32 protein-coding genes and 4 tRNA genes are annotated in these 25,898 nt (G+C 42.0%); 22 read left to right on the top strand and 14 right to left on the bottom strand.

Features of this window, described 5'->3' with window-relative positions:
• Positions 1-364: 364 nt before the first annotated feature.
• The 13 genes from nth to HJP15_RS19130 form a co-directional block, all read right to left on the bottom strand.
• Entirely contained in the window at positions 365-997 is a 633-nt protein-coding gene (nth, locus tag HJP15_RS19190) for an endonuclease III (protein WP_054205706.1), read from the bottom strand.
• A gap of 36 nt (positions 998-1,033) precedes the next feature.
• A complete protein-coding gene (locus tag HJP15_RS19185; RefSeq protein WP_054455005.1) occupies positions 1,034-1,744 on the bottom strand; it encodes an electron transport complex subunit E in 711 nt (236 codons plus the stop codon).
• Complete coding sequence (gene rsxG, locus HJP15_RS19180; RefSeq protein WP_064436059.1) at positions 1,741-2,379, bottom strand: electron transport complex subunit RsxG; 639 nt, start codon at positions 2,377-2,379, stop codon at positions 1,741-1,743. The genes HJP15_RS19185 and rsxG overlap by 4 nt, the downstream gene beginning before the upstream one ends.
• Positions 2,376-3,434: an electron transport complex subunit RsxD gene (rsxD, locus tag HJP15_RS19175; protein WP_054455009.1), complete on the bottom strand. Its 1,059-nt coding sequence runs from the start codon at positions 3,432-3,434 to the stop codon at positions 2,376-2,378. Before rsxD ends, rsxG begins: the two co-directional genes overlap by 4 nt.
• Entirely contained in the window at positions 3,431-5,983 is a 2,553-nt protein-coding gene (gene rsxC / locus HJP15_RS19170; RefSeq protein ID WP_170174393.1) for an electron transport complex subunit RsxC, read from the bottom strand. The genes rsxD and rsxC overlap by 4 nt, the downstream gene beginning before the upstream one ends.
• Before the next feature lie 8 nt (positions 5,984-5,991).
• Complete coding sequence (gene rsxB, locus HJP15_RS19165; protein ID WP_054205711.1) at positions 5,992-6,546, bottom strand: electron transport complex subunit RsxB; 555 nt, start codon at positions 6,544-6,546, stop codon at positions 5,992-5,994.
• 1 nt (position 6,547) lies between these two features.
• Positions 6,548-7,129 (bottom strand): electron transport complex subunit RsxA, encoded by a 582-nt coding sequence (gene rsxA / locus HJP15_RS19160; protein ID WP_054205712.1) that lies wholly within the window; start codon positions 7,127-7,129, stop codon positions 6,548-6,550.
• An 819-nt stretch (positions 7,130-7,948) separates the two neighbouring features.
• Entirely contained in the window at positions 7,949-9,892 is a 1,944-nt protein-coding gene (locus HJP15_RS19155) for an EAL domain-containing protein (RefSeq protein WP_170174392.1), read from the bottom strand.
• A gap of 157 nt (positions 9,893-10,049) precedes the next feature.
• Positions 10,050-10,126 (bottom strand) — tRNA-Asn (locus HJP15_RS19150).
• A 21-nt stretch (positions 10,127-10,147) separates the two neighbouring features.
• Positions 10,148-10,224 (bottom strand) — tRNA-Asn (locus HJP15_RS19145).
• 23 nt (positions 10,225-10,247) lie between these two features.
• A tRNA-Asn gene (locus HJP15_RS19140) sits at positions 10,248-10,324 on the bottom strand.
• Between the two features lie 21 nt (positions 10,325-10,345).
• Positions 10,346-10,422, bottom strand: a tRNA-Asn gene (locus HJP15_RS19135).
• 697 nt (positions 10,423-11,119) lie between these two features.
• Complete coding sequence (locus HJP15_RS19130; protein ID WP_170174391.1) at positions 11,120-11,746, bottom strand: helix-turn-helix domain-containing protein; 627 nt, start codon at positions 11,744-11,746, stop codon at positions 11,120-11,122.
• A gap of 291 nt (positions 11,747-12,037) precedes the next feature.
• On the opposite strand from HJP15_RS19130, the gene HJP15_RS19125 reads away from it, so the two are divergent.
• The 12 genes from HJP15_RS19125 to HJP15_RS19070 all read left to right on the top strand — a co-directional run bounded on the left by HJP15_RS19125 (position 12,038) and on the right by HJP15_RS19070 (position 18,534).
• On the top strand, positions 12,038-12,307 hold the full coding sequence (locus tag HJP15_RS19125; RefSeq protein ID WP_170174390.1) for a helix-turn-helix domain-containing protein: 270 nt from the start codon (positions 12,038-12,040) through the stop codon (positions 12,305-12,307).
• Positions 12,307-14,517, top strand: a complete 2,211-nt coding sequence (locus tag HJP15_RS19120; protein ID WP_170174389.1) for a DDE-type integrase/transposase/recombinase — start codon at positions 12,307-12,309, stop codon at positions 14,515-14,517. The genes HJP15_RS19125 and HJP15_RS19120 overlap by 1 nt, the downstream gene beginning before the upstream one ends.
• Before the next feature lie 11 nt (positions 14,518-14,528).
• Entirely contained in the window at positions 14,529-15,236 is a 708-nt protein-coding gene (locus tag HJP15_RS19115; RefSeq protein ID WP_170174388.1) for an AAA family ATPase, read from the top strand.
• 10 nt (positions 15,237-15,246) lie between these two features.
• Positions 15,247-15,849, top strand: coding sequence for a hypothetical protein (locus HJP15_RS19110; protein WP_170174387.1), 603 nt, complete (start codon positions 15,247-15,249; stop codon positions 15,847-15,849).
• Positions 15,836-16,165 carry a helix-turn-helix domain-containing protein gene (locus HJP15_RS19105; RefSeq protein ID WP_170174386.1) on the top strand — a complete coding sequence of 110 codons (330 nt, stop codon included), beginning with the start codon at positions 15,836-15,838 and terminating at the stop codon, positions 16,163-16,165. The genes HJP15_RS19110 and HJP15_RS19105 overlap by 14 nt, the downstream gene beginning before the upstream one ends.
• A gap of 2 nt (positions 16,166-16,167) precedes the next feature.
• Positions 16,168-16,359 carry a hypothetical protein gene (locus HJP15_RS19100; protein WP_170174385.1) on the top strand — a complete coding sequence of 64 codons (192 nt, stop codon included), beginning with the start codon at positions 16,168-16,170 and terminating at the stop codon, positions 16,357-16,359.
• Between the two features lie 2 nt (positions 16,360-16,361).
• Entirely contained in the window at positions 16,362-16,568 is a 207-nt protein-coding gene (locus tag HJP15_RS19095) for a hypothetical protein (RefSeq protein WP_170174384.1), read from the top strand.
• A 6-nt stretch (positions 16,569-16,574) separates the two neighbouring features.
• On the top strand, positions 16,575-17,177 hold the full coding sequence (locus tag HJP15_RS19090; protein ID WP_170174383.1) for a DUF3164 family protein: 603 nt from the start codon (positions 16,575-16,577) through the stop codon (positions 17,175-17,177).
• 12 nt (positions 17,178-17,189) lie between these two features.
• Positions 17,190-17,375 (top strand): hypothetical protein, encoded by a 186-nt coding sequence (locus HJP15_RS19085; protein WP_170174382.1) that lies wholly within the window; start codon positions 17,190-17,192, stop codon positions 17,373-17,375.
• A gap of 89 nt (positions 17,376-17,464) precedes the next feature.
• A complete protein-coding gene (locus tag HJP15_RS19080) occupies positions 17,465-17,656 on the top strand; it encodes a hypothetical protein (RefSeq protein ID WP_170174381.1) in 192 nt (63 codons plus the stop codon).
• Positions 17,649-18,116, top strand: a complete 468-nt coding sequence (locus HJP15_RS19075; RefSeq protein ID WP_170174380.1) for a gp16 family protein — start codon at positions 17,649-17,651, stop codon at positions 18,114-18,116. The genes HJP15_RS19080 and HJP15_RS19075 overlap by 8 nt, the downstream gene beginning before the upstream one ends.
• Complete coding sequence (locus HJP15_RS19070) at positions 18,109-18,534, top strand: Mor transcription activator family protein (protein ID WP_170174379.1); 426 nt, start codon at positions 18,109-18,111, stop codon at positions 18,532-18,534. The genes HJP15_RS19075 and HJP15_RS19070 overlap by 8 nt, the downstream gene beginning before the upstream one ends.
• A 15-nt stretch (positions 18,535-18,549) precedes the next feature.
• Here HJP15_RS19070 and HJP15_RS19065 read toward each other — a convergent pair whose 3' ends face one another.
• A complete protein-coding gene (locus HJP15_RS19065; protein WP_170174378.1) occupies positions 18,550-19,311 on the bottom strand; it encodes a hypothetical protein in 762 nt (253 codons plus the stop codon).
• A gap of 53 nt (positions 19,312-19,364) precedes the next feature.
• On the opposite strand from HJP15_RS19065, the gene HJP15_RS19060 reads away from it, so the two are divergent.
• The 10 genes from HJP15_RS19060 to HJP15_RS19015 all read left to right on the top strand — a co-directional run bounded on the left by HJP15_RS19060 (position 19,365) and on the right by HJP15_RS19015 (position 25,885).
• A complete protein-coding gene (locus HJP15_RS19060) occupies positions 19,365-20,978 on the top strand; it encodes a KAP family P-loop NTPase fold protein (RefSeq protein ID WP_170174377.1) in 1,614 nt (537 codons plus the stop codon).
• Positions 20,979-21,051: 73 nt separating this feature from the next.
• Entirely contained in the window at positions 21,052-21,639 is a 588-nt protein-coding gene (locus HJP15_RS19055; RefSeq protein WP_170174376.1) for a glycoside hydrolase family 108 protein, read from the top strand.
• Complete coding sequence (locus tag HJP15_RS19050) at positions 21,640-21,903, top strand: hypothetical protein (protein WP_170174375.1); 264 nt, start codon at positions 21,640-21,642, stop codon at positions 21,901-21,903.
• On the top strand, positions 21,893-22,174 hold the full coding sequence (locus HJP15_RS19045) for a hypothetical protein (protein WP_170174374.1): 282 nt from the start codon (positions 21,893-21,895) through the stop codon (positions 22,172-22,174). Before HJP15_RS19050 ends, HJP15_RS19045 begins: the two co-directional genes overlap by 11 nt.
• The gene (locus HJP15_RS19040; RefSeq protein WP_170174373.1) at positions 22,164-22,610 is read left to right on the top strand and encodes a 3TM-type holin; all 447 of its coding nucleotides are present in this window, start codon (positions 22,164-22,166) and stop codon (positions 22,608-22,610) included. The genes HJP15_RS19045 and HJP15_RS19040 overlap by 11 nt, the downstream gene beginning before the upstream one ends.
• On the top strand, positions 22,607-22,828 hold the full coding sequence (locus HJP15_RS19035; protein WP_170174372.1) for a TraR/DksA C4-type zinc finger protein: 222 nt from the start codon (positions 22,607-22,609) through the stop codon (positions 22,826-22,828). The genes HJP15_RS19040 and HJP15_RS19035 overlap by 4 nt, the downstream gene beginning before the upstream one ends.
• Position 22,829: 1 nt before the next feature.
• A complete protein-coding gene (locus HJP15_RS19030; protein WP_170174371.1) occupies positions 22,830-23,255 on the top strand; it encodes a DUF2730 family protein in 426 nt (141 codons plus the stop codon).
• A gap of 131 nt (positions 23,256-23,386) precedes the next feature.
• On the top strand, positions 23,387-23,686 hold the full coding sequence (locus HJP15_RS19025) for a VpaChn25_0724 family phage protein (protein WP_170174370.1): 300 nt from the start codon (positions 23,387-23,389) through the stop codon (positions 23,684-23,686).
• Positions 23,687-23,688: 2 nt separating this feature from the next.
• Positions 23,689-24,282 (top strand): DUF3486 family protein, encoded by a 594-nt coding sequence (locus tag HJP15_RS19020; protein WP_170174369.1) that lies wholly within the window; start codon positions 23,689-23,691, stop codon positions 24,280-24,282.
• Positions 24,275-25,885, top strand: a complete 1,611-nt coding sequence (locus HJP15_RS19015; protein ID WP_170174368.1) for a terminase large subunit domain-containing protein — start codon at positions 24,275-24,277, stop codon at positions 25,883-25,885. Before HJP15_RS19020 ends, HJP15_RS19015 begins: the two co-directional genes overlap by 8 nt.
• The last annotated feature ends 13 nt before the right edge of the window (positions 25,886-25,898 follow it).

Below are 25,898 nucleotides of genomic sequence, written 5' to 3'. Positions count from 1 at the left end.
AAGATATTAGCTATTATTTGATGAATTACTATAACTGGCGCAGGCCGCATAGCCACAACCAAATGGTTGCCCCTGGAGTAGCCGAAGAAAAACTTAATTCACTGTCCGGAATTAGTTGACCACAACATGTCTTATTAAAATGCGAGGCACCGACTAAACCTATATTAAGTGCACCAAATCTGCACAGAGTATATTTAAAGGAGTATGAGTATACATGCAACTTTGATCGTTTAATTAATGTGAGACTGCTAAAGACGTTTGCGAAGTATAATACTTAACAAGCACATGGTCGGATAAAGCTAGACTTGATTTCTAAATAATGGCTAGTGCGAGCGTCCGGTTGTCGCTCAAAGCAGTCACTAATTTACTCTACTTTATCTTTAAACTCACACAAGTCTTCAATAATACAGCTGCCACATTTTGGCTTACGCGCTACACAGGTATAACGCCCGTGTAGAATCAGCCAATGATGCACGTCTACTTTAAATTCTTTTGGGACTACCTTTTCAAGCTTTTGCTCAACGGCTACTACATCTTTACCCATGGCGAGTTTAGTACGGTTTGAAACACGAAAAATATGTGTGTCTACCGCAATTACAGGCCAGCCGAAGGCGGTGTTGAGCACTACATTCGCAGTTTTACGGCCAACGCCGGGTAGGGCTTCTAGGGCTTCGCGATTTTCAGGCACAATACTATTATGTTGATTGACGAGAATTTCACACATTTTATAAACGTTGGCGGCTTTTGAATTAAATAAACCGATAGTTTTAATGTAATCACGCAGTGTATCGTGACCTAAATCTAAAATAGCTTGTGGTGTATTGGCAACCGGAAACAGCTTACGTGTGGCTTTATTTACGCCCACATCGGTTGCTTGCGCTGATAGCGTTACTGCAACAAGTAGCTCAAACGGGCTTGAATATTCAAGCTCGGTTTCTGGATGTGGGTTATCGTCGCGCAGGCGCGTGAGTATTTGGTGACGTTTTTCTTTATTCATGCAACTTAAACGCATTATAAAATAATGCGCTTCCCCTTAAGTTAAACTGGTGACCCTTGCTCGCGGCCCTTTTTCAGGCTCTGGTGGAGCAACTTGCTTTGATTTTATTTGTGCGTCAATCACATTTTTAGCGGCGATCAGTAAACCTAAGCCTAAAAATGCGCCGGGTGGTAAAATAGCTAACAAAAATTGGTTATCAAAACTAAAAATTTCAATACGTAAAACGGATGCCCATGGGCCAAGTAATAAATCAGCACCATCAAATAGAGTGCCTTGGCCGATTAATTCACGCATGGCGCCTAAAACAACTAGCACAACCATAAACCCTAAGCCCATCATTAGGCCGTCAAACGCTGATAAATGCACAGGATTTTTAGAGGCATACGCTTCAGCGCGGCCAATGATGGCGCAGTTAGTGACAATCAATGGGATGAAGATCCCCAATGACTGATACAAACCAAATGTGTATGCGTTCATTAATAATTGAATAATCGTTACAAATGCAGCAATGATCATCACAAAAACAGGGATACGAATATCTTTTGGTACCCAATTTCTCACGGCTGAAATAGTAACGTTTGAGCCCACAAGTACCAGTAATGTGGCTAAGCCAAGCCCTAGCGCATTGGTAATTGTGGAGGTGACTGCCAGTAATGGGCATAAACCGAGAAGTTGAACGAGAGCAGGGTTGTTTTTCCACATGCCTTCGTTGATAAGTTCTTTTAACGGGTTATTTGTTTGACTCATAGTTGACCTGCCAAGCATGCGTTTTCTGCCGCAAAAACGTCATCAAAGTGTTGTTGAGCGAATAGCACTGCGTCTTTCACTGAACCTACAACGGCGCGAGGGGTTATGGTAGCGCCTGTAAACTGGTCGAAGTTACCACCGTCTTTTTTTACGGCCCAACGGTTATCGTCGGTGCTTAACACTGTTTGGTCTTTGAAAACGGTGATCCACGGTGATTTTCTAAGTTCTATTTTATCCCCTAAACCGGGCGTTTCTTCATGCTTTGTTACACGCACGCCTGCGATTTCACCATTGGCAAATACCGCGGTTAATAAATCTATATTTCCGCTATAACCCTTAGGCGTAACGTGGCGCATAACGAGTGCAATGTTTTGGCCATTTTTACGCGCGCGATACACGGTTTGCGAGTCACGTGCGCTGAGTAAATCATTCTCGATTAGTGCACAATCTTCGTAGAGGGCATTATCATATAAGTGGGCATCAAGCACTTCTTGCAGTTGTGATGAGAGCTGTTTGCGCTCTTGCTCTGCAATGCTGTCCTTGGTTAAGCTAAAAATAGTGGCGACTGCACCTGTGGTTAACAGTGCAAACAAGGCTAAAATGGCGCCATTTTTTCCCATCGACGATAAAATCATTTATTTACCCCGTGTCCGTAAGTGCGTGGTTGGGTGTAGTAATCAATTAATGGTACCGCCATATTAAGCAGTAATACGGCAAACGCCATGGCATCAGGAAAACCACCAAAAGTACGAATTAAATACACCAATAAACCAATAAATGCGCCGTAAATTAAACGTCCGCGATTTGTTGTGGCGGCCGATACGGGATCAGTTGCAATAAAAAAAGCCCCCATCATTGTCGCGCCACTAAATAAATGAAATACCACTCCAGGCTCGGTGCCAGGGGATGCGATATAACCTATCGCACTGCATACGCTAAGCATGGCAATTATACCAACTGGAATATGCCAATTAATTATTTTTGCTTTAATTAGGTATAAACCACCGACTAAGAAACCAAGGTTAACCCATCCCCAACCAAGGCCTGTCCATTGGTTGAATAGTGGGTTTTGCATACTCTCTGACACGGTTAATCCGTGGGCTACGTCGGTTTTTATCGTATCAAGCGGTGTGGCCATTGTTACGCCATCAACGCCAACACGCATCTGATCTAGGCTGAAACCACTGCTCGTAAAACCATTAAAAATCAGTGCTAGCTGCTGGCTTAAGTCGATTGATTTACCAAGTAATTCGTTAACGGGGAGCCAGCTTGTCATTTGCACAGGGAAAGAGATAAGCAATAGCACATACGCAGCCATAGCGGGGTTAAATAAATTAAAACCAAGGCCACCATAAAGCTGTTTCACAATAACGATAGCGAAAAAGCAACCTATTACAATTACCCACCATGGGGCTAATGGCGGAATGCTTAGGGCTAACAACACGCCAGTTAACCATGCGCTACCATCACTAAGTGCAGGCCAAATAGCGCGCTTGCGAATACGCATAATGATAGCTTCACACACACTGACGGTCACTAACGCTAAAATAAGTTGAATTAATACACCAGTACCAAAAAAATACAGTTGGGCAATAAGTCCAGGAATGCAGGCTAAAATCACTGTGAGCATTAATCTGCTGAGTGATTTATGGCTGTGGCTATGGGGCGAGCTGGCCATAGTTAGCTTCATGACTTATCACTTCCTTCTTTTAGTAGTTTTTTTGCTTTAGCACGCGCAATGGCGGCAGCTACAGCGGCTTTTTTCTTCTCTTGAGCTGTTAATTCAGGTTTTTCTTTTACGGGTGCTTGAGCTTCTATATTTTGCTCGAATGTTGCGGATGTTTCACTTGTCTCAGTTTGAGGATTTGCCTCATCAGCTTGCTCCTTCGCGGCTTTTTTAGCTTTAGCACGTGCAATGGCAGCAGCTATTGCCGCTTTTTTATCATCCACTGGTGTATTTTCTACTGTTTCTTCTTCAGTATTTACCTTTTCTGATGCAGCGAGTTGCTCAGCTTGCGCGGCTTTTTTAGCTTTAGCACGCGCAATGGCAGCAGCTATTGCCGCTTTTTTATCATCCACTGGTGTATTTTCTATTTTCGCTTCTTCAGTATTTACCTTTTCTGATGCAGCGAGTTGCTCAGCTTGCGCTGCTTTTTTAGCTTTAGCACGCGCAATGGCGGCGGCCACGGCCGCTTTTTTGTCATCCGCTGGTGTGTTTTCTACTGTCGTTTCTTCAGTATTATTATTCTTTGATGCAGCGAGTTGCTCTGCTTGTGCGGCTTTTTTTGCTTTAGCACGCGCAATGGCAGCAGCTACAGCTGCTTTTTTATCATCAACTGGAGCATCCTCGGTCGTTGTTGATGCATCAGCTTGCGCGGCTTTTTTAGCTTTAGCGCGCGCAATGGCAGCAGCTACAGCCGCTTTTTTATCATCAACTGGAGCATCCCCGGTAGTTGTTGATGCATCAGCTTGTGCGGCTTTTTTAGCTTTAGCGCGCGCAATGGCGGCAGCCACAGCAGACTTTTTGTCATCAACAGGGGCATCTGAATGTGTAGCCTCATTAGTATCAGCGGCTTTTTGTTCTTTATAAAGGCGCGCTTGCTCTTTACGTGCGGCACGCTCTTTTGCTACTTCGCTATTATCAGGCTCTAGCTGATCGCCTTGTTTTTTTGCTTTAGCGCGAGCAATTGCTGCGGCAACAGCCGATTTTTCATCGTCTTTTGCGGGCTTATTACTTACGCGAGCTAACGCATCGGCTATCTTTTGTTTTTCATCGGCTGATTTTTCGGTGGCAGGTTTACGCTTATGGCGGTTTTTTCGGGCTTCTTGTTCGCGTTCTAATCGGGCATTACGCAATTCAAAACGTACTTTTGCGCGTTCAGCTTTAATTTGCTCTTCTTGTTTTTCTTTAATTTCAGCTTTTGCAACGCGATAGTATTGAACAAGAGGGATCTCACTTGGGCAAACATAGGCGCATGCGCCACATTCAATACAGTCAAATAAGTTATGCTCTTTTAACTTGTCGTACTCTTGAGATTTAGCAAACCACTGCAATTGTTGAGGCAATAAAGAGGCAGGGCAAGCATCTGCACATGCGCTGCAGCGAATACAGGCTTTTTCAGGGCCGGGCTCTGCAAGTTCATTATGATCAGGGGCTAAAATACAGTTGGTCGTTTTGACTACACCAATACGCACGGTGGGTAATGTAAACCCCATCATTGGGCCACCCATTACAACACGTTGCTGTGGTACAGGTGAGAAACCTTGGCAGTCGAGTAAGTGTTTTATCTCTGTGCCCAAGAGTGCCCAGACATTGCCGGGCTTATGAATCGTATTACCTGTTACGGTGATCACGCGTTCTATAAGTGGCTTACCTTCATAAACGGCTTGATTAATCGCGAATAAAGTACCCACATTTTGTACGAGCACGCCAATATCAGCAGGGATCCCACCGCTAGGTACTTCTTTGTTTGTGAGCAACTTAATCAGCTGTTTTTCGCCGCCTGACGGATAAATAGTCGGCACAGTCTGAACAATGATGTTATCAGCGTGCTGTGTGGCTTTTTTCATCGCTGCAATTGCATCGGGTTTATTATCTTCGATGCCAACAATAGTAAGGGTTGGAGTGAGTAATTGCTGCATCACTTCAATTCCGTTAATGATCCCTTGTGCGTGTTCTTGCATAAGTAGATCGTCAGCGGTTATATAAGGTTCACATTCAACAGCATTGACAACTAAATATTCAATGGCCTTTCTACTATCGGCTTTGATGTAAGTAGGAAAACCAGCTCCCCCCATACCAGCAATACCACTTTGATGAATGATATCTATAAGTTGTTCATGCGATAATTTACTCGGATCGGAAGCTACATGCAGCTCACACCAGGTATCTTCGCCATCTGGTATTATAATTACACTGAGTTCTGGCAGTGCAGAAGGGTGCGCAGATGGGGCGTGGCAAATATCTTCTATCACGCCTGATGTAGGTGCATGAACAGGTACTGACCAATTAGCGATAGGTTGTGTAAGCGCTTGTCCTTTTAATACGCGTTGGCCTTTTTCAACTATAAGCTGTCCATTGGCACCAATATGTTGCTTAAGAGGCACAACAAGTTTATCAGGCAGGGGTAGGCGAGTAATGGGCTGTGTGCTAGACAGTGTTTTTTGCCCAGGTGGGTGGATCCCACCTGGAAATGGCCACACTTTACCTTTTTTTATTTGATTTAGTAATTGTTCCATGTGGCTTCCTAATCTACCTGCGTGATTTCAATTGTATTTAACTGCCATTTCCAATTTTGCTTAGTTTGCTCAATGGGTAGCATATCAATACAGTCTACAGGGCAGGGTTCAACACACAGGTCGCAACCAGTACATTCATCAATAAGCACTGTATGCATTTGGCGTGTAGCACCAACAATGGCATCTACAGGGCAGGCTTGAATACACTTTGTGCAACCAATACATTCATCCTCACGAATATAGGCAACAGTTTTAACCGGCTCAGCTTGTTCGCCGCCAGCTAATGGTTTGGCTTCAACACCCATTAAATCAGCTAGTTTTTTTACTGTTGACTCACCACCGGGAGGGCATTTATTAATCTCGTCACCGTTGGCGATAGCTTCAGCATAAGGACGGCAACCCGGGTAGCCACACTGACCACACTGGGTTTGCGGTAAAATAGTGTCAATTTGTTCTACAATAGGGTTACTTTGTACGCGAAAGCGCACAGCGGCAAACCCTAATATCAACCCAAAGATGAGCGCAAGTGAACCAAGCGCAATTAATGCATAAAACAAGGTCATGTTAAAATTTCACTAATCCTGTAAAGCCCATAAAGGCCATAGACATCAAACCAGCTGTGATCATGGCAATTGATGCGCCTTTAAAAGGGGTAGGTACGTCTGCAGCAGCTAAACGTTCACGCAGTGCTGCGAATAAAACAAGTACCATAGAAAAGCCAACGGCAGCACCAAAGCCATATACCGCTGATTGTAAAAATGAGTGATCTTCTTTGATGTTTAGCAAGGCAACACCCAATACCGCACAGTTGGTGGTGATCAAAGGTAAAAATATACCGAGTAAGCGATAAAGTGTCGGGCTGGTTTTTCTAACGACCATTTCAGTAAATTGAACGACCACAGCAATGACTAAAATAAAGCTCATAGTACGCAAAAAGGTAATATCAAGCGGGATCAAAATATATTGATTGACTAAATAGCTTGTTACCGAGGCAAGAGTTAATACAAAAGTGGTTGCAAGTGACATGCCTATAGCGGTATCTAGCTTGCCAGATACCCCCATAAATGGGCATAAACCTAAAAACTGTACTAATACAAAGTTATTAACCAACACAGTGCCGATCAACAGCAAGACATATTCTGTCATGTTCGCCTCAAGCTATAATAAACGTCGACATTATCCTTTTTTATTGGCTGTTTAACAACACGTAGAAGGCAAATATACAAAACCAATGCAATATATAATTTCATACCATAGTTATTCATACAATGAGCATGTTCCTACACAGGTTATACCAATCGACTTAAATATTTAACCATTCCAGCGGGCTAAATAAAGCGCTAACAGCGTTAGTAATTTTTCATGTACGAATGCATGGATGCAGGAGTTAGAGCAATGCAGGAGCAATTGCCGAGAACAACACCATGTCAAAATTTCTGCCTTGTTATCACTGTATTTACTTGTCGCTATAAGTGGTCAGTAACTTAACACGATTGGCATTAATTGCCCTGTGATTATTAATTACTCATATAACAGTTGCATATGATAATTATGATATACCCAAGCCATCTCAAAATGCAGACTTCAGCGTTTCACAGGTGTTTAATATCAAGGCGTTACTTTGCAACAATGGCAGTCCCTTTTAAGAAGTAACAACGCTGAGAGTAAGCGCCTGTGAAACGCCCAACGGGTTGGTTTAAAAGCAATTTATACTGCGTTATTGATTTTAACAAGGGAACAACCATTATTTGCAATCAATGCCTTGCCTAAATTGCTTTTAATTCCAACTGAAACTCGCATCTTGAGGTGGCTTGGGTATAGCTATTGGATTAAGCTAACGAGTGCGTTAAAAGTTAGATACGATTTTGCTACAGAGGGGGATCTTAAGCCTGAGATAGCAAAAAGGGCTCTGCATATGCTGGAGCCCTTTTTATATAACTAAGCGTTGAATCTTTTAAGGTGTTTCTATATATCTTTTGGTTTTTCGATGTAATAACCTTGTACGCCATCTAAACATAAAGTTTCAACAATGTGTTTTTCTTCTTGGCTTTCAACACCTTCAGCGAAAACGCTAACCCCAATTCGGTGTGCTAAATCTACCATTAAACGCATGAAATACTGATTGTTTTTATCTTCTTCAAGACCGCGAGTATAACTTGCATCCATTTTAATAAAATCAGGTTTCAAATCACGGAAAAATTTAAATGAGGTTAAACCAACACCAAACCGCTCAACTGTAATACGCGCACCAACACGATGTATCATATCAATAAAGCGTTTACTGGCTTTAATATTTTGTTGTAAGCCAAACTCGCTGACTTCAAATACCAGCTTTGAAGCAATATTCGTCTCTTTAAGTAAGCGCCTTTCTAACCAAATAACAAATTGATCATTATGGGCACTGGATGCAGTAACGTTGAGTCCAAAATATTTTTCAGAGAAATTACGACTTTTGATTTTTTCAAGAGAAGTATCAATAATTAAACGATCAATTTCAATCGCCATATCCAGTTTTTCAGCCATCGCTAAAAATGAGGCCGTAGGAAGAACTTGGTTTTCAGCGGTTTTAAAACGCACTTGTATTTCAGCATAGGCTTTAATACTTTTACCAATTGGCATTATATTTTGCATTACTAAATGAACACGTTCGGCTTCTATTACTTCATTTATAACTTTACGCCAATTTTGATTACCAAAACCAGCACTCACATTATTTACTAAATCAGTTTCGCGCTGTACATGCCATGCATTTGTTTGTTTTGATTGTGCCATGCTCATAGCATTATCTACAATTGAGAGTAACTCTCCCAATGGTTTACCTTTCTCGTAACCAACAATACCTGTGTTTGCCACCGAGCTTAGTTCTTGGTTTTGTTGGTATTGAGTAAAGCGTGATTGTAAATTATCACCAAAACGTTCAGATTCTTTAAGCGGGACATTGGGTAAAACAACCGCAAAATCAGAGCTATTTAAGCGAAACACTTTGCTGTCAGTGTATGTGCCACTAATATGCTTGATAATATCAGCAACAGCTTTGATGTATTCATCACCTCTTTGGTAACCGCGTGTTTGGTTTATTGATTGTAATTCACTACAACGTATCATGGCTAACGAACCAAAGGTGCTCTTTTCACTGCTTTCGATATTCTTTTCATAATACTCTACAAACATATTACGATTGCCCAGCTCAGTTACTACATCTTTATATGCTTCTTGTTTTATAGAATGAGCGGCATTTTCAATATCGTCATGTTTACTTTGTAAAAAGTGAGATAAACGATTAAAGCTCGGAATTAAATCTGCGCCCAGTCGTTTTATCTTACTGTTATCAATCGCTGTTTCAAGACCTGATTCTACTTGGTTTTGATTAATATAAACATCAATAACTTCTGCTACGGTCATACTGATATTTCTATTTAAGCGTTTGAACATCGCTTTCATAAAAATAACAGGGATGATTGCTACAATGCCTGAAATCAAAATAACGATAAATAGGGCTTGTTGTAACAGGGAAGCAAGGCTAACAGCGTTGATTGTAAATTCTACTTTGATGTCAGCGGCGCTATTAACGGCAAATTGTGGCCGGATAGAATTAAATCTTGATTCAACAAACTTAGCAAAAGCGGGTAGTTGAATAGGGGATTGGATATTGATTACTTCTTTACCGTCGTAATCACGCAATATAAAAGAAGAAAATGTATTTCCATCAGCAAGTGCGCGCTGAATTTTCTCTGGGTTTATTTCAGAGATAGAATGAGAGTTAATATAGTTACTAACTACGAGTTGTGCTTTCTTTTGGGCATTACTTGCAGCACCGTCGAAGGCCGCAGCTATAAAATAACCGCCAACACTTGCAAATAGTAGCCAAGATAACAATTGTATAAATATAAGTTTTTTAAAGCCAGCCATGTCTTAGTCTTTCAGTCGTCCAAAAGGGAAGGAGTCAAATCCTTGATCAATCAAAATTTCTTATACTTGTCAGTATGATTAACAGAGTGTATTAATTTGATATGTGTAGGGTAGTGGAATTATACAGGAAAGTCTATTTGATTTGTGCAAGTTAAGTTGGCTCCCCCTCCCCGACTCGAACGGGGGACCTGCGGATTAACAGTCCGTCGCTCTAACCAACTGAGCTAAGGGGGAACTACAATAACTTATATGATTTGGCTCCCCCTCCCCGACTCGAACGGGGGACCTGCGGATTAACAGTCCGTCGCTCTAACCAACTGAGCTAAGGGGGAACTACAATCATATTACATAAACTTGGCTCCCCCTCCCCGACTCGAACGGGGGACCTGCGGATTAACAGTCCGTCGCTCTAACCAACTGAGCTAAGGGGGAATCGTTTATGGTTGAAAAACTTGGCTCCCCCTCCCCGACTCGAACGGGGGACCTGCGGATTAACAGTCCGTCGCTCTAACCAACTGAGCTAAGGGGGAAGCGTATATGCCTTTCAACGGGGCGAAATATTAATGACCGCGCCGCAAACTGTCAACACATAAAAGTCATAAATTAAAAAAAGAAGTCTATTCGATGTTTTTATGTTCGATCTGATGGTTTTATGACAGAGATTGCCTGTTTATTGATTAGTTACCCGCGGTTTAAAAACAGGCAAAACCAAAAGAACGCCTGTTATTTAAACAAACGCGACAATTGAATAATCACGTAAATGATTATTTGGATACTCAAATGGAGTCAAATTTATAAAATCAGTCTTTTCCTATGAGAATTAAAAGAATGTGTTCAGTACTTCTTATTGATTAAATATTAACTTCTTTATTTGTTTCGAACTGTATTTATAGATGAGCAAGTAAAATAAAGAGAGTTTTAATAAAAATACGTTAATAACGCGGTGGCATGCTTTCATTTCAAATTATTGTAGGTAGTTATATTTAAAAACAGCTAACTAGCTTATATGGAGTGTACAGAAAAGAGGTTTAGTGAGACTCAAAGATAGTGTATTTGTAACTAACAGATCTAAGTGATAAACAGGGAATAGATAAGAATAGATGGGAAAACGTGGGAGAAATAAGGGTTTAAGGCCAGTTTAACTAAAATTAAGCGCGATCTTAAAAAGTGCGAAAAAATGATAAACGAAAGTGCGAAACCGCGATAAACACGGCTTGCATTGATAAATTAAAAGATAAGCTCAGCTTTTACAATTTTACCTAGAAGCCCCAACGTTTTTAAAATATAACGCGATTCTGTTTCGCCACCTTCAACGCTAAAGATCAGGTCTTTACGTTCAGAGTTATCAAATACCAGTTTAAGGCTTGTGTTTGTTAGAACTAGCCTAGCTGCAAAATAACTGCCATTCATAGGGTTTAGAAAACCATACATGTTGTTTGCATCCACATACTTAGCCGAAGTATCAACAAATACAGTTGCACCAGGAGGTATCAATTTGTGTGATATTTCACTTAGTTCTACGCGGATAAGATCATCAGTTATACCGTAGCCTGGAGTTACTTCATTTACTGATTTAACTTCATAATAGCCTTTTTTACCGGGTTCTAACGCTTTTACAGCCTTATTTATAGCGTACTCAGAAGCTTTAGAGTCTTCTAGGCGCTTAATTAACATCTCATCTAACGGCACATCAACCAAGGCCGCAAACTCAACCAAGTAATCAAAAGGGGGATCGCGACTGTCCTCATATTTAGATTGAGTATTACGATGCACTCCAGTGCGCTCGGCAACAGTACCGATGTCTAAGAACTTCCGTTCTCTTAGCGCCTTTAAGTATTGATTGAATGCTGTCATTTAATTTACGTCAGTGTTCGGATGAGTAGACATAATAGTATTTAATCACACAAGCGAGTGCATACAAAATAAAAATTAAAAAAGCCCCTTATTTCAAACCGCGATCCTTTCGCACTTGAAAGCGCGAAGCGCGATCCAGCCAGAACATACCTTTACAAAAATAAATATCAAATGAAATCAATGCACTAAAACCTATGCATACGATTGTGTGCAAATAAAGCTTGCGCGCACAACTTTGTATGCACTATATTGTGTGCATGAATACAAAATACACACGTTAAGGTGCATTGAATGGAAAGTGCAGATCGTCCAGGCTGGACGGTAACAGAAATAAAAGCAGCACTAGAGAGCGAAGGTTGGTCATGTCGTCAACTTTCATTTAGTCGCGGCTATACGTCTAATGCTGTGCAAACTGCACTGCATAGGCCTTACCCATTAGTTGAAAAGATTATTGCCGGAGTTATTGGTGTAAGTGCCTTTGAAATATGGCCAGAACGCTATGGTAAAGATGGTAAGCCAAATCGTAAAGCTGGACGTCGCAGTAACAGAAGGAGTGTGTAATGGAACTATACACAGCACATCAAATTGCAGCATATATGCTCGTTAATAAGCGCAGCATACAAATTAAAGCAAAGAATGAAAATTGGCCATTTACTGAAATAAAAGGTCGAGGTGGGAAAGTACGCAAGTATGCACTGGCTGATCTTCCTGCACACATTTGTGTGCAATTGAAAGAAGCAATACTTAAAGAAACAGCCAGCCCAGCAGCCGAAGCGGGAAAAGCTTATCTTGCTGTAAATGAACAAAGTGATCGCTTTAATCAAGAGCAAGCAACGAAGCAAAAGCATCAGCAGCTAAAACAGTTAGCAGGGCTTGAGAATATCCCACCCAAAGCAAGTGCGAAAATCTATTTATTAAACGCAGCAAAAGAGTTTGTAAGTGCGAACAACCTTGCAAAAGTGGCTGGTTTTGACCTGTTCAGTGAGCGCTATAACCAAGGCATGTTAGATATTCCAGCAGAGTACCAAAGCTTAATCCCATCAGTATCGCGTATTACCTTATTGCGCTGGCAAAAAACGGTAGATCAAAAAGGCATAGCCGGGCTTGCGGTTAAAGCAAAACGCTCAGGCAAATCAATCATCGACTCTGATCCAGAGCTTAGTGATTTTTGCATAGCGATGATTTATGAATACCCACACGTAAAAGCGACACAAGTAAAAGAAGGTTTAGTAGCACGTTTTTATCAAGTAGGTAAAGCAATCCCAGCAGAAACCACAATTCGCGAGTGGCTAACTCGTTGGAAGCGCGACAACAGCGCGCTCTATACAAAAATGGCGAACCCAGATGCTTGGAAAAACAAGTATATGTCTGCCATGGGTAAAATGGACGAAAACATTAAACGTATTAATCAGTTGTGGGAGTTCGATTCAACCCCGTCTGATGTAATGCTAGTAGATGGCCGCCACTCACTAATCGGAATTATCGACGTTTTCACGCGCCGTACTAAAGTCGTGATCCACCCAACCAGTGACAGCACCGGTATTTGTTTAGTTATCCGTAAAGCGATACTTGATTGGGGTATACCCGAAATTGCTCGCACAGATAACGGCAAAGACTACACATCAATTCAAATTACTAGTGTGTTTGATGCACTCGACATAAAGCACGAAACAACACGCCCATTTAGCGGTGAAGAAAAGCCATATATCGAGCGTTTTTTCAAAACGTTCTCACATGATTTGGCCGAGCTGCTAACAGGGTATATTGGCCATAACGTATCAGAACGCCAAGCAATCGAAGCGCGCAAAACCTTTGCACAGCGCTTATTAGCAAAGCAGGGCGGCGATAAATCAGCAATCGAAATCAACATGACAGCCCAGCAGCTGCAAGCGTTTGTAGATAATTGGATTGACAACCGTTACCACCACAAGCCACACAGCAACATAGGCAACAAAACACCATTCGATTTATTCGCAGCAAGTCGCGACCAAATCAAAGTGATCAAAGACGAGCGCTTACTCGATGTAATGCTACAGCCAGTACCTACAAACCGTGGTTTACGTACTGTTGGTAAAGAAGGGCTTAAAGTTGCGGGTGGTTTCTATATCGCAGCAGAGTTAGGCGCAATAGTAGGCGATGAAGTGCTATGCAAATGGGACCCTAAAAACGTAGGCCGTATTTTTGTATTTAATCGCATGAATAACGAGTTTATTTGTATCGCAACAGACCACGAAATCGAATCAGCAGGCATGACACGTCAAGACGTAGCACACCATGCAAAACGTAGCCAATCAGCGGAAACATCACGCAAGTTAAAAGAGCTTAAAAAGACCGCTAAATCAGTAAATGTATCAGATATAGCAAACGAAGTGCTCAGCCATTACAGCGTGCAAAATAAAGCCTTTGCAACGTTACCTAAACAGTCGGTTGAACACACTAACGTGATTACCCAGTCAGCGATAAAAGCGCTTGATAGCAAGCCAGTAACAACCTACAGCGACGAGCAATTAAGTGAGTTTGAAAAGCGCCGTAAGCAGCTAGAAAACGAAGCCGCAGCAGCTGATGTAAACCCAACACCGCTCTTTAACAACACCCGAGATAAAGCCATGTATCACAAAAAACAGCGCCTAACGAATCAGTTAAGTGATGTAGATGCAGGTTGGCTTAATACGTGGGAACAGCAAAACCGTGCCTTATCAGCACGACTTGACGACCTATTAACAGAAATGAATGCAGCACCCGCTGCACCAACTCAATTACACAAACAGTAAAGGAATAAATCATGAAAACCAAAATCGCAATCGTAAGTAACGTAGTAGCCACACAATTAATGGTTGAGTCACTTAATCAGCGTGCCCATGGCGTACCAGGTATAGGCTTAATTTACGGTGATCCAGGTCTTGGCAAAACTACTGCCACAGCATGGTTAGTAAACCGCTGTAACGGTATTTACATTCGTGCTACGTCTGCCATGAGTTTAACCCAGTTGCTGCGCCAAATAGTTAAAGAACTAAGCGGCCCAGATATTTACACTCGTGAAGCCATGCTTAACTACATCATAGAGCACATGGCTATCTCTAACCGCACCTTATTTATAGACGAAGCAGACTACCTATTAAACGACAAAAACACCCTAGAAATAGTGCGTGATATACACGATTTAACTTACTGCCCAGTAGTTCTAATTGGTATGGAATCAGTGCGCCGTAAATTACAGCGTCATCGTCAATTCTATAACCGTATTTCAGAATGGTTAGAGTTCAAGCCAACTCAGTTTGAAGACTTACAAATCATTGTTAACGCAGTAATCGAACCAGTGCTAACTATCCAAGATGATTTACTTAAACAGCTACTTAGCGATACAGATGGCGAAGTACGCCGCATTATCACAGGGCTTTCAAAGGTTGAAGCATTTGCACTGGCGAACGGCCTAACCAGTATCGACCTACAACAGTGGGGCTCAAAAGAATTTTTCCTTAAAAAAGCGTAAGGAGAAATCAGTGAGCCGCCAAAAATTACAAGACGCATGGCAAGCAATGAAAATCCTAAAGCGATTTTCATTGCAGCAAGTGCGCGACGCAGTACAGCACACCACATTAGATAGCTTAAAAGTCTTTGCAAAGCGCTTAGTCTCAGCAAATGCAATTGCTGAACATGTTGATCATGAAGACGTTAACTACAGCATTTTAAATGCCAGTTACAACCCGTTTGAACAACCTGTAAACAGCGGTGTAACTAATAACAATTCCGGGAGGCAGCGTATGTGGCAATCAATGCGCATTCTAAACGAATTCGATGCAGGGCAAGTGGCAAGTACCGCGAACGTATCGCTGTCATCAGCTCGCTCATATATCTCAATACTCAAAAAAGTAGGGTACATATTTGTTGTAAAAAACGCCCCACGGTCAGGTTCATTAATTGAGCGAGCAGGAGAGTCAACTATTTATCGATTACTTAAAAATACAGGGCCTAAACGCCCAATACCCAAAACTAGAGGCGTGTTTGATGCCAACACAAATAAGCTTGCAAAGTTCAATGTAGTAAAACGTAAGCCCGTGCAAATGGCCCCAGTAAAGCTAGGAGAGGCACATGACTACCAATAATTGGTTAGACGTTTTAAGGGAAGAAATAGCAAAGCAAGGAATGCGAGCTGTAGCTGAAAAACTCGGTGTCAGTAAAGCAACGGTTAGCCAAGTTGTAAACGACAAATACAAAGCCTCTACACATGTAATACAGCAACGTGTAGAGGGCGTATTTATGGCGTTTGTAGTTAATTGTCCAATATTAGACGACATACCAGTAAACGTATGCCTAGAGCACCAAGCTAGAAAATTTGCCGCAACCAATCATGTGCGTGTAGCGCTTTATAGAGCATGTCGTAATGGTTGCCCACACTCAAAACTATGCGGGAGTAAATAACAATGTCTGCACCCAAAAGACTCAATACATTCGGCGAGCTTAAACAGCTTGTAAAGCTTGCTGAAGAACTTGGTTTGCCTAACAACGCTCAACTAACAATATGCGGCTTAGATGGCATTAGTGTTAGAGCTAGAAAAGAAAGCCCAGCGGTTATGGCTTTTGACGAATATGACTACATCGAGCAAGGAGAATAACCATGCAACTACGCAACGCACTAAAAGAACTACAAAAACAAGGGCTGCAAGTTATCAGCTCACACAAAGGCTTTAGTCGTCACATTATCGAAGTGGCAGGCAAAGCCCCAGCTCATTTACCAGTAATAACAGAAACCAAAAACGGGCAAACCCGCCAAGTTCGCCCAGCAAAATTGCACGGCCAAATCATCATGTTTATAGAAGGATAAACCACCATGCCAAAAGAGTTTTTAATCAATCATAAAGGCCACCAAGTACCGCTTAAAGCCATTCGCCCAGCCGACATAATTCGTCATGAGTTCGTGCAAAAAGCGATTGAACTAGCCAAGGCTCAAAGCTATCACCTTGCTGAGTTTAAAAAGCAACAAATGGGCGAGTTTGACGCATTCATGGGCTTACTAGCCCAAGAGTACGCAGTCGAAATGGGCGGTAAAAAGGGCAACGTCACACTACGCAGTTTTGATCACAAGCAAAAAATCACCCTGCAAGTACAAGAAAGCATCGAGCTTGGCCCTGAGCTGCTAATAGCAAAAGACTTAATCGACGAATGCTTAAACGAATGGAGCGCAAACGCTAACGAAAATCTAAAGCTCATCATTGAGCAAACCTTTGCCACCGATAAAAAAGGCAAAGTTAGCGTGCAAAAAGTACTTGGCTTGCGTCGCCTTAAAATCACCGACGACAGCGGTAAATGGCAGCGTGCTATGGACATCATAGCCGATGCAATCCAAGTCATAGACTCAACCCGTTTTATACGTTTTTACGAAACTGTAGGCGAGTTAGAGCGCGCAATTTCACTTGATATAGCAAAGCTGTAAAGGGGAAAAATCATGGAAGTTAAATCAACAATTCAAGTAAACGAACACAGCGACTTACAAAGCATTGTAACCCTCGTAGCTAAAAGCAAAGAGCCAGTAAATATCAACTTTGTATTTCAAAACATCACATTTGTAGTGCAAAGCCAGCTGGTAAGTATTAACCCACCAGTGCAAAAAGGCATAACACAACCCAATTAAGTAACCCAAAAGCGCGCACGGATGCGGCTTTTTATCAAAGCTTTTTCAATTAGCAAGAGCTTTGATAAACAGCAAACACAGGAGGCACTATGACCACCCCCAATACACAAATAACGCCCCGCCTACAGCTCAAAGAGCTGGCCGCATTGGTTAAGTTTTTAGAGCTATCGCATACCTTCGCAATAGATAGCAGCGTGTTTACACAGCAAGAAGGCGCTGACATATGCCAAAGCTATTTAAGCCTACGCGAGCAGTTAGAAGAGTTTAAAAATAATGACTAAAGCAAAGCTAATACAGCTAATTCATATAGCTAAAAGCCAACTAGGGCTAGACGACGACACCTACCGCGCCGCATTGCTCGGCTCAGCGGGTAAAACGTCATGCAGCCAAATGAGCCTACCCGAGCTAAACCAAGTGCTAGAGCACTTTAAAAAAGCAGGGTTTAAAACCAAAGCTAAACGACGTTTAAGCCCAAAATCAGATCCAAAGCAACATGGCGAAATAAACAAAATCCGCGCTATTTGGATCACCATGCATAAACAGGGTTTTGTACGTGATGGCTCAGAAACGGCCTTAGATGCCTACGTAAACCGCATGCTAAATCGTGCAAAAGTGGGGGCAAACGTCAGTTATCACACCCATTTTTTAACTCAAAAGCAAGCTGTTCAAGTGCTAGAGTCACTTAAAAAGTGGCACCAGCGCGAATTACGAAAAGAGCAACAACGAGGTAATAATGGCTAATCATACAGAGCAGCAAACAGAGCTATTTGGTAGCAGTGTTGAAGAGCTGCAACATTGCCTTACTAAGCTATCACCAGATGATGCCGCAGCCGTCCGCAAGCGCTGGCCCAGCAACTTACAATCATTAGCGTTACTCATAGAGGCCGAATTAACTAAAGCTAAAATTAATGATCCACGCATCGTAGGTGAGGCAATCACCTTGGCAATAGGGCATTACTTTGGTGGCCGCGATGTATATATACCAACAGATAAACGCTTAAAAGCAGCGCTGCGCGATATTCAAATATGGCAAGAGTTTAACGGCTATAACATGGAAAGCTTAGCTATTAAGTTTGGGCTAACCCAAAGGCGTGTTGCTGAAATTATTCAGCAACAGCGCAGGGTTGAGGTTGAAAGGAGGCAGAGAAGTTTGTTTTAGCTGAAGAGCTAAGAGCTAAGAGCTAAGAGCTAACTCAAATGCGTTAGCCTTGATGTTTGCAATTTCATAAACTCCGTAACTAGTGATAGTTATAGCTGTATCGGGATTAAAGTCACTTAACCCTGTTTCTGTTTCTATTAAAGAGTCATCCTCTAAATCAGCACATATACTAGTGAGTTTAGGAGAATCTATTAAATTTTCAAGATGAGCAAATTTAATTCCTTCTGTATCAGTTTGATTTTCATATATATACTCTAAAATTTTTAACTTTGTTAGTTCAAGTGAATTTAAACGATCATTTAAAGTACTTTCAGGTATTTTCGCCTTAGCAAGCAATGGAGTTAATCTCTCAAATTTAGAGATCTTTTGTTTGTCATTTTCACTTTGCTCTTTTAAAGTTTTAATTGCACTTCTATAAGATTCCTTATTACTTTTATGAATATCATTAATCTTCTTCTGGGTGGCGTAGTAAATTGTAACTTCAAGATATTCAATAAACTTTAAAAAAATACCGTGCAATAAAGAACTTGCAGGTATCAAAATTGCTAAAAAAAATGTCGCAAGAAGTGGATAACATAAAAGTGTTTCAATAGAAGAGAAATTTTCATTAATTGATTTCAATTTATAAACCACTTTATCATCAGCAAAAAGAAGATAGTAAATAGGCTTCCAATTGAAGATTAACCATGAGATTACGAAGCTGCCGAGAAGAGGGTGTGATATTCGGCTTTTGACTGCGTCAGTAGTTGAGTTAAAAAGCTCTGATATTGAAGACATCATAAATCCTTTTGTTTATAGTTATGTATTATGACAATTAAAAGGGATATTACATGAGTCGATTTAACTGGGATAGTGAAACAACCTTCCTTAAAGAAAAATTACCCCCTGACCTGCTCGATAGAGCAAAACATGCAAGTTTTCTTACGAAGACTATCAACAATGAGGTGAATCCGAACAGAGGGGGTGACATTGACAGTATTAAGAGTCATGTTTTGAACTTAAATGCTGATTGGGGGGCTGGGAAAACTTACTTTTTGAAGCGGTGGGCTAACTCATTAAAGCAAGATCATCCAGTCGTTTATATTGATACATGGTCAACGGATTACCTGGAATCACCTCTAATTACTGTGTTAACTGAGCTACTAGAGCAATTAAAAGAGCAAACGTCGAAAAAAGGAACTGAGTCTGCAATTGAAAAAGCAGATAATGTACTTAAAAAAGCTGCACCTAAAGTTGCAAGTGCCGTGATGAAGAAGTTTCTAGGATTTGATTTAAGTGTGTTTTCATCTGGTAGTGAAGCTGAAACAACAGATACTAAATGTAATGATGCTAGTAACCCAAGTGAGAATAAAAAAAATGAAATTAATTTTGCTGCTGCTGGTGAAGCGATACTTAGTCAATTTTATAGTGAACACAAAAGCCACAAACAGAATGTAGAGGCATTAAGTAAATCTATAAAAGATTGGGTAAAACTAGTTAAAGAAAACCCTGTTGATACAAGTCGTACGGCTATAATTGATTATCCTGCATATATTTTTATCGATGAATTAGATAGGTGTAAACCAACTTATGCGGTAGAAATGCTAGAAGCAATAAAGCATGTTTTTGATATACCAGGCCTTGTCTTTGTAGTAGCAACAAATACCAAAGAATTACAGCATACAATAAAAGCTGTATATGGCGTTGGCTTTAACGCTGAGTCATATTTAAATCGTTTTTTTGACAGTAAGTATTTTATCAGAACCTCACTTTCAGCGGAGATGCTGTCAACTCACTGTGATCTGCATTTTTTAGAGCCTGCGTTTCTGTCTGAAAAGGAGATTTTACTTTTTCCATTTGTAGAGGAAGCAAAGGTAAAATTATTAAGTTTTGCCGTTTCATTGTTTAATGCTTATGAAATAGCTCCTAGAGAAGCAATAAAAATATTAAATAGGTTTAAGTTTTTGGTAATTTCTCATGAAAAAACAGTTTTGGATGCGAGTTTGCTCTTACTAATGATTACTTTGTTAAGTCACAGTAAAGGATTATATGATGATTTCCTAAAAAGAATTGAGACTAGGGAGTTTACTAATTTTGATATACATGCTAGCAGAAGAGAAATTTCTCAAGTTTTTAATAATATAAAAATAGATTATTACAATGAAAAACTTATCGATAAATTAATTAGTGATGTTGAACAAATAGATAAGCGCAGCGTAAGCTATTTCTCATATCCAAGAGCAATGAACTTTACATACGTTTTAGCTGAGTTAGGGGAAAGGAAGTACGAAAGTTTAGAAAAATTAATTGGGGCCATGAGAAGTAGTGAAGGTAAAAGAGCTGGTCGCAGTCGACAAGATTTTGAATTATTGATTCAGATATTGAAGCACACCTGTGAAGTAAATGTCGATATAGATAAATATAAAGATGTTGTCGAACTAGCAAATAACCTTGATATGGCATAATTCCCGAAATCCCGCAAGGCCATTAATCAAGGCTAACTAACCACAATACCGAAAAACAACAAGGTTTTTCGGTATGCTCCCAACTCTAAATTACTTTAAACAATCGCCCGAAATACAAGCGACGCTTGCCCCGTACTCGCTTAAATTTGCCCAGTGTATATTGCCAATCCTTTATTTAGAGGGCGGTTTACGCAGTGACGGCGGGTTAAACAATGTAGCCTCAGACCGTGGCGGCCTTACCAAATACGGTATTAGCCAGCGCGCATACCCAAACCTAGACATTAAAAACCTAACCCTTGCCCATGCTGTACGCCTTTATCACCGTGATTATTGGCGCGCTATGTACTGCGAGCAAGTCCCCGAAGGTGTTGATTTTATGCTTTTGGATGGTGCAGTGCAGCACGGCGCACCCGCAATGACCCAATTAACCCAGCGCCAAGTCAATGCAAAACCCGATGGCCGCATGGGACCAAAAACCCTAGCCGCTATTGTAGAGCGCCCAGCGCTTAGCTTAACCGTATTGCTCAGCGTAAACCGTGGCCGTAAGTACGCCCGTATTTGCGCAAATGACCCAAGCCAAAAACCAAACCTAGAGGGCTGGTATAACCGCTTGGCTCATGCCTCTGAATACGCTGTTAAACAGCTGTTAGAGGTGCATTAAATGGGCAGTAATTGGGATTGGTCATATCAAAAAGGCCGCGAGAAACGTATGGAATTAGAGGTTGATGCACGCATGCACAATATGCCATTCGATCCACGCAAAATACCACTACACAGCCACTGCGGCACAATGCAAAGCTATTTCAATAGTGGCTGGCAATCAGTTAGAGCCATCGACATACAGCTTCGCGTAGACGGTCAACAAAGCTTTAAAAACGCCCGTGAAGCCCTTAAAAAACGTTTTGGAGAATCTAATGGCCGCTAAAGTAAAGCCACTCACTACAGCACAAAAAACTGTAATTAAAGAGCTGGCACTTACCTTAGTGTTTAGCGAAATAGAGCAACACGTAGTTAAGCCAAGCTACGAAGAGGCCACGGGTAAAAAATACGACTCACAACACCCTGAATCATTTACCAACACCATGTTAAACAGCAATCCCAAAGCTAAACAGGTATGGCACGCCTTGCAGGCCGCAATTAAAAAAGAGCACAAGCGCCAGCACAGGCTTTTCAAGGAGAGTGAAAATGGCAATTAAAAATTGGTTTAACGTGGTCGAGCCTGTCACCAACTTAATTGATGATCTGTTTACCAGCGACGAAGAACGCCAAACCATTACCAACGAACTCAAGCGCATTGAGAACACAGCCCAAAGCCAAGTACTAGAGCTTGAGGGCAAAATTGTAGAGCTACAAGGCAAAGTGCTAGAGGCTCAATCACAAATAATTACCGCCGAGGCCAAAGGCGAAAGCTGGCTTCAACGTAACTGGCGGCCTATCACCATGCTGACGTTTTTAATTTTGGTGTGTCTGGATTCATTCGGTTTATTAGCGTTTCGACTATCAGAGCAAGCATGGGATTTACTACAGCTTGGCATCGGTGGCTACGTTATTGGCCGCACCGTTGAAAAGGCCGCACCAAGCGTTAAGCAAGGCATTAAAAACGTAATTGAAAAAGTAAGGAGACCACAGTGAGCAAATTTGACGACGCGCAAAAAATTGAGCAGCACCTGTTAGATGCCGCGCTATCCATGCATCGCGAAAAATCAAACAAACCAGGGGCAGAGTTTTTGCACTGCCAAGAGTGCGGTATTGAGATTCCAGCCGCCCGGCGTAAAGCAGTTAAAAACTGTAGTACCTGTGTTGAGTGCCAATCACTCATTGAAATACAACAACAGCATAACAGGACTTAACGTGATTGAACTTTTAGAAAAATGGCAAACCTTGCTTGTAGCAATAGCAACCGCCGCAGGCGTATTAATTATGGCGTTTTTATATATGCGATTCCCGTCTCGCCGCGAGTTCAACAAATATAAAGAGCAGTCACAGCAGCAAGTAAGCCTAGTTAAAACTGATGTTCAAGAGCAGTTAACAGCACATAAAAATGAACTGCAAGAACAGCTTAAATCGGTTGAAAAAAGCGTAAGTCACGATGTGCAAGAGCTTGAAAAACGCTTAGACAAAGTGCCAACAATTGAAGACTTACACGAACTAGAGCTAAACCTAGAGCGCCTTAACACCAACATTGAATCAGTTAAGCCAGGGCTAAAGAATGTTGAAAAGTTAACAGCCTTACTAATGGAAAACGAACTAAGAGAAAAGCGAAATGGCAGTAATTAACGATAAGTGCCGTTGCGGCGCAGCAATAACAGTCCTTACAGACACAGATAAAGCCGAGGCTTGTTATAAAAATATAGCTGCTCAGGTTGTCACAACCAGCCCTTAAGCCCCACCCATAGGAAAAAACCACCATGGCAATGTTACAAGTTCAAGCCGAGCACCAACGAATTAGCATATTAATAACGCTAAAAGAATCCGCCGATTTTGGCGCTAACACCAGCATGCTAGCCGATGTACTACAGCGCTATGCACTGGGTTGCAGTCGCGATCAGCTTAAAACCTTACTCAATTGGTTAGAGCAAAACGGCTATCTAACACTCGATAAACTCACAGAAAACACATGGGTTGCCCGTATTACGCAATCAGGCATAGACGTAGCTGAGGGCATAAGCGTAGTGCCAGGCATTAAACGCCCAGGGCCACGAGGTTAACTATGAGCGAGTCAATCCGCAGAGGCCAACCCAGCAAAGTTGATTTGCTGCCCGAGGATATTAAAAAGCAGCTCGACTCAATGCTGCGCGACAAACGCTTTAGCCAGGGGGAAATACTCGACGCTGTTAACACGCTTATTATTGAGTCTGGCTTAGATGACGGCGCAACTATTAGCCGCAGTGGCCTTAGCCGTCATGCACAAAAAACCGAAGCTGTAGGCCAAAAGCTACGCGAATTACGCGAGACAACTAAAGCGCTTACAGCTGAACTTGGCGATAAACCTACGGGCGATACCACTAAACTGATTTTAGAAATGGCTCGTACTCAGTTGTATCGTGTATTACAGCAGCAAGTAACGAATCCAGATGACGAACCGATAGACATTGCAATCATAAAAGACGCCATGCTCGCAGCCCAGCGCCTAGAGCAAACCGCTATGGCCGCCCACAAACGCCAGCAAGAAATAGAAAAAGCCTATGCGCAAAAGCTCGCTAAAGACCTAGACCAAAAGGTTAAAAACGAAAACTTACCGCAAACCGCAGACGACATGCTGGCCTTTTTCAAACGCGACATATTAGGGCTTAAACATGACTAGCACAGCGCAAAGCATTACCCAAACTAACGAACTACCACTGAGTAAAGTGGCAGGTTCGTTAGCGGTTGCCATGGGCACCGACATACTTTTTGGTTATCAAAAAGCATGGATGGAAGACGAGGCAATAGTAAAAATTGCCGAAAAGTCTCGCCGTACTGGGTTAACCTTTGCCGAAGCGCTAGACGACGTACTAAGCGCAGCTGCACCCGCAAACGCACAAAACACCTATTATCTTGGCTCGGATAAAGAAATGGCTAAGGAGTTTATAGACGCTTGTGCATTTTGGGCGCAAAAGCTCAACATGGTGATGGGGGAAGTCGAAGAGGGCATATTTGAAGAAAAAGACCCAGACGGCACCAAGCGATCAATCAATACCTTTGAAATTAAGTTCCCAAGTACCGGTAAAAAAATAGTAGCGCTAAGCTCAAACCCGCGCAACTTACGTGGCCGCCAAGGTAACGTAGTAATAGACGAAGCCGCATTCCACGACAAGCTAGACGAAGTACTAAAAGCTGCAATGGCGCTTACCATGTGGGGCGGGCGAGTACGTATTATTTCGACCCATAACGGCGTAGATAACCTATTTAACACCCTAATAACCCAAGCTCGGCGCGGTCTTAAAAAGTACTCTGTACATCATATTCCTATTGATAAAGCGCTTAGGCATGGGCTTTATAAACGTATTTGTTTAGTGAGTGGGCAAGAGTGGACGCAAGCAAAAGAAGACGCATGGCTCGCTAATCAAGTTGATTTTTACCCCACACAGGATGCCGCTAACGAGGAGCTATACTGTGTACCAAGCCAAGGCGCAGGCCAATACCTAAGCCGCCGCCTGCGCGAACGTGCCTTAAGTGATGACTGCAAAGTACTACGTTATGAAGCGCCCACCGACTTTGAAAGCTGGACCGAAGAGCAGCGCGTAAAAGACGTAGCGACTTGGTGTAAGCAAAATATTGACGAGCTTATAAGTAGGTTAAATCCTGATCTAACTCACGCCTTTGGTGAGGATTTCGCCCGTAAAGGCGATTTATCCGTATTCAGTATTGGTGAGATAAACCAAGACACCAGCCTAACCGTGCCGTTTATGGTTGAGCTGCGCAACGTAACTTACGAGCAGCAAAAGCAAATCATGCTGTATATTTGTGACCGTTTACCAAAATTACGTGGCCTTGCCTTTGACGCCACAGGTAATGGCGGTTACTTAGCCGAAGCTGCCAGCCTTAAATACGGCACAGAGTTAGTTGATAGCGTGCATTTATCGCAAGCCTGGTATCGCGAGTGGATGCCAAAACTAAAAGATTACTTTGAAACTGACAACATCACATTACCAAAAGACCAGGACGTACTAGACGACTTAGGCCAAATCAAACTTAAAAACGGCATTGCACAGGTAGATAAGGGTAAAAACACCGGTAGCGATGGCAACAAACGCCACGGCGATAGCGCGGTATCAATAGCCATGCTAATTCGCGCCGCAGAGATGGACGGCAGTGCCATTGAGTTTACTGAACTACCGGGTAAAACGCAGGAATCATCAAGTACCAACTATATGCGCCCAGACCATAGTGGTGATATGGCAAGTGACCACAAAGCAGCATGGTAGCGCACCGCTTTAG

The sequence above is a fragment of the Pseudoalteromonas sp. NEC-BIFX-2020_002 genome, from assembly GCF_013002825.1.
In the GTDB taxonomy this organism is placed as follows: Bacteria; Pseudomonadota; Gammaproteobacteria; order Enterobacterales; family Alteromonadaceae; genus Pseudoalteromonas; species Pseudoalteromonas neustonica.
This window is presented reverse-complemented; position numbering and strand designations above follow the sequence as displayed.

Excerpts from the sequence above, each read along its gene's own strand:
- HJP15_RS19120 (WP_170174389.1), top strand. The coding sequence starts at position 12,307 with ATGGAACTATACACAGCACATCAAATTGCAGCATATATGCTCGTTAAT.
- HJP15_RS19065 (WP_170174378.1), bottom strand. The coding sequence starts at position 19,311 with ATGTCTTCAATATCAGAGCTTTTTAACTCAACTACTGACGCAGTCAAA.
- HJP15_RS19185 (WP_054455005.1), bottom strand. The coding sequence starts at position 1,744 with ATGAGTCAAACAAATAACCCGTTAAAAGAACTTATCAACGAAGGCATG.
- HJP15_RS19020 (WP_170174369.1), top strand. The coding sequence starts at position 23,689 with ATGAGCGAGTCAATCCGCAGAGGCCAACCCAGCAAAGTTGATTTGCTG.
- HJP15_RS19025 (WP_170174370.1), top strand. The coding sequence starts at position 23,387 with ATGGCAATGTTACAAGTTCAAGCCGAGCACCAACGAATTAGCATATTA.
- HJP15_RS19060 (WP_170174377.1), top strand. The coding sequence starts at position 19,365 with ATGAGTCGATTTAACTGGGATAGTGAAACAACCTTCCTTAAAGAAAAA.
- HJP15_RS19095 (WP_170174384.1), top strand. The coding sequence starts at position 16,362 with ATGCAACTACGCAACGCACTAAAAGAACTACAAAAACAAGGGCTGCAA.
- HJP15_RS19100 (WP_170174385.1), top strand. The coding sequence starts at position 16,168 with ATGTCTGCACCCAAAAGACTCAATACATTCGGCGAGCTTAAACAGCTT.
- HJP15_RS19085 (WP_170174382.1), top strand. The coding sequence starts at position 17,190 with ATGGAAGTTAAATCAACAATTCAAGTAAACGAACACAGCGACTTACAA.
- rsxA (WP_054205712.1), bottom strand. The coding sequence starts at position 7,129 with ATGACAGAATATGTCTTGCTGTTGATCGGCACTGTGTTGGTTAATAAC.
- HJP15_RS19105 (WP_170174386.1), top strand. The coding sequence starts at position 15,836 with ATGACTACCAATAATTGGTTAGACGTTTTAAGGGAAGAAATAGCAAAG.
- HJP15_RS19090 (WP_170174383.1), top strand. The coding sequence starts at position 16,575 with ATGCCAAAAGAGTTTTTAATCAATCATAAAGGCCACCAAGTACCGCTT.
- rsxB (WP_054205711.1), bottom strand. The coding sequence starts at position 6,546 with ATGACCTTGTTTTATGCATTAATTGCGCTTGGTTCACTTGCGCTCATC.
- HJP15_RS19040 (WP_170174373.1), top strand. The coding sequence starts at position 22,164 with ATGGCAATTAAAAATTGGTTTAACGTGGTCGAGCCTGTCACCAACTTA.
- rsxC (WP_170174393.1), bottom strand. The coding sequence starts at position 5,983 with ATGGAACAATTACTAAATCAAATAAAAAAAGGTAAAGTGTGGCCATTT.
- HJP15_RS19155 (WP_170174392.1), bottom strand. The coding sequence starts at position 9,892 with ATGGCTGGCTTTAAAAAACTTATATTTATACAATTGTTATCTTGGCTA.
- HJP15_RS19070 (WP_170174379.1), top strand. The coding sequence starts at position 18,109 with ATGGCTAATCATACAGAGCAGCAAACAGAGCTATTTGGTAGCAGTGTT.
- HJP15_RS19125 (WP_170174390.1), top strand. The coding sequence starts at position 12,038 with ATGGAAAGTGCAGATCGTCCAGGCTGGACGGTAACAGAAATAAAAGCA.
- HJP15_RS19045 (WP_170174374.1), top strand. The coding sequence starts at position 21,893 with ATGGCCGCTAAAGTAAAGCCACTCACTACAGCACAAAAAACTGTAATT.
- HJP15_RS19075 (WP_170174380.1), top strand. The coding sequence starts at position 17,649 with ATGACTAAAGCAAAGCTAATACAGCTAATTCATATAGCTAAAAGCCAA.
- HJP15_RS19015 (WP_170174368.1), top strand. The coding sequence starts at position 24,275 with ATGACTAGCACAGCGCAAAGCATTACCCAAACTAACGAACTACCACTG.
- rsxD (WP_054455009.1), bottom strand. The coding sequence starts at position 3,434 with ATGAAGCTAACTATGGCCAGCTCGCCCCATAGCCACAGCCATAAATCA.
- rsxG (WP_064436059.1), bottom strand. The coding sequence starts at position 2,379 with ATGATTTTATCGTCGATGGGAAAAAATGGCGCCATTTTAGCCTTGTTT.
- nth (WP_054205706.1), bottom strand. The coding sequence starts at position 997 with ATGAATAAAGAAAAACGTCACCAAATACTCACGCGCCTGCGCGACGAT.
- HJP15_RS19115 (WP_170174388.1), top strand. The coding sequence starts at position 14,529 with ATGAAAACCAAAATCGCAATCGTAAGTAACGTAGTAGCCACACAATTA.
- HJP15_RS19080 (WP_170174381.1), top strand. The coding sequence starts at position 17,465 with ATGACCACCCCCAATACACAAATAACGCCCCGCCTACAGCTCAAAGAG.
- HJP15_RS19050 (WP_170174375.1), top strand. The coding sequence starts at position 21,640 with ATGGGCAGTAATTGGGATTGGTCATATCAAAAAGGCCGCGAGAAACGT.
- HJP15_RS19055 (WP_170174376.1), top strand. The coding sequence starts at position 21,052 with ATGCTCCCAACTCTAAATTACTTTAAACAATCGCCCGAAATACAAGCG.
- HJP15_RS19130 (WP_170174391.1), bottom strand. The coding sequence starts at position 11,746 with ATGACAGCATTCAATCAATACTTAAAGGCGCTAAGAGAACGGAAGTTC.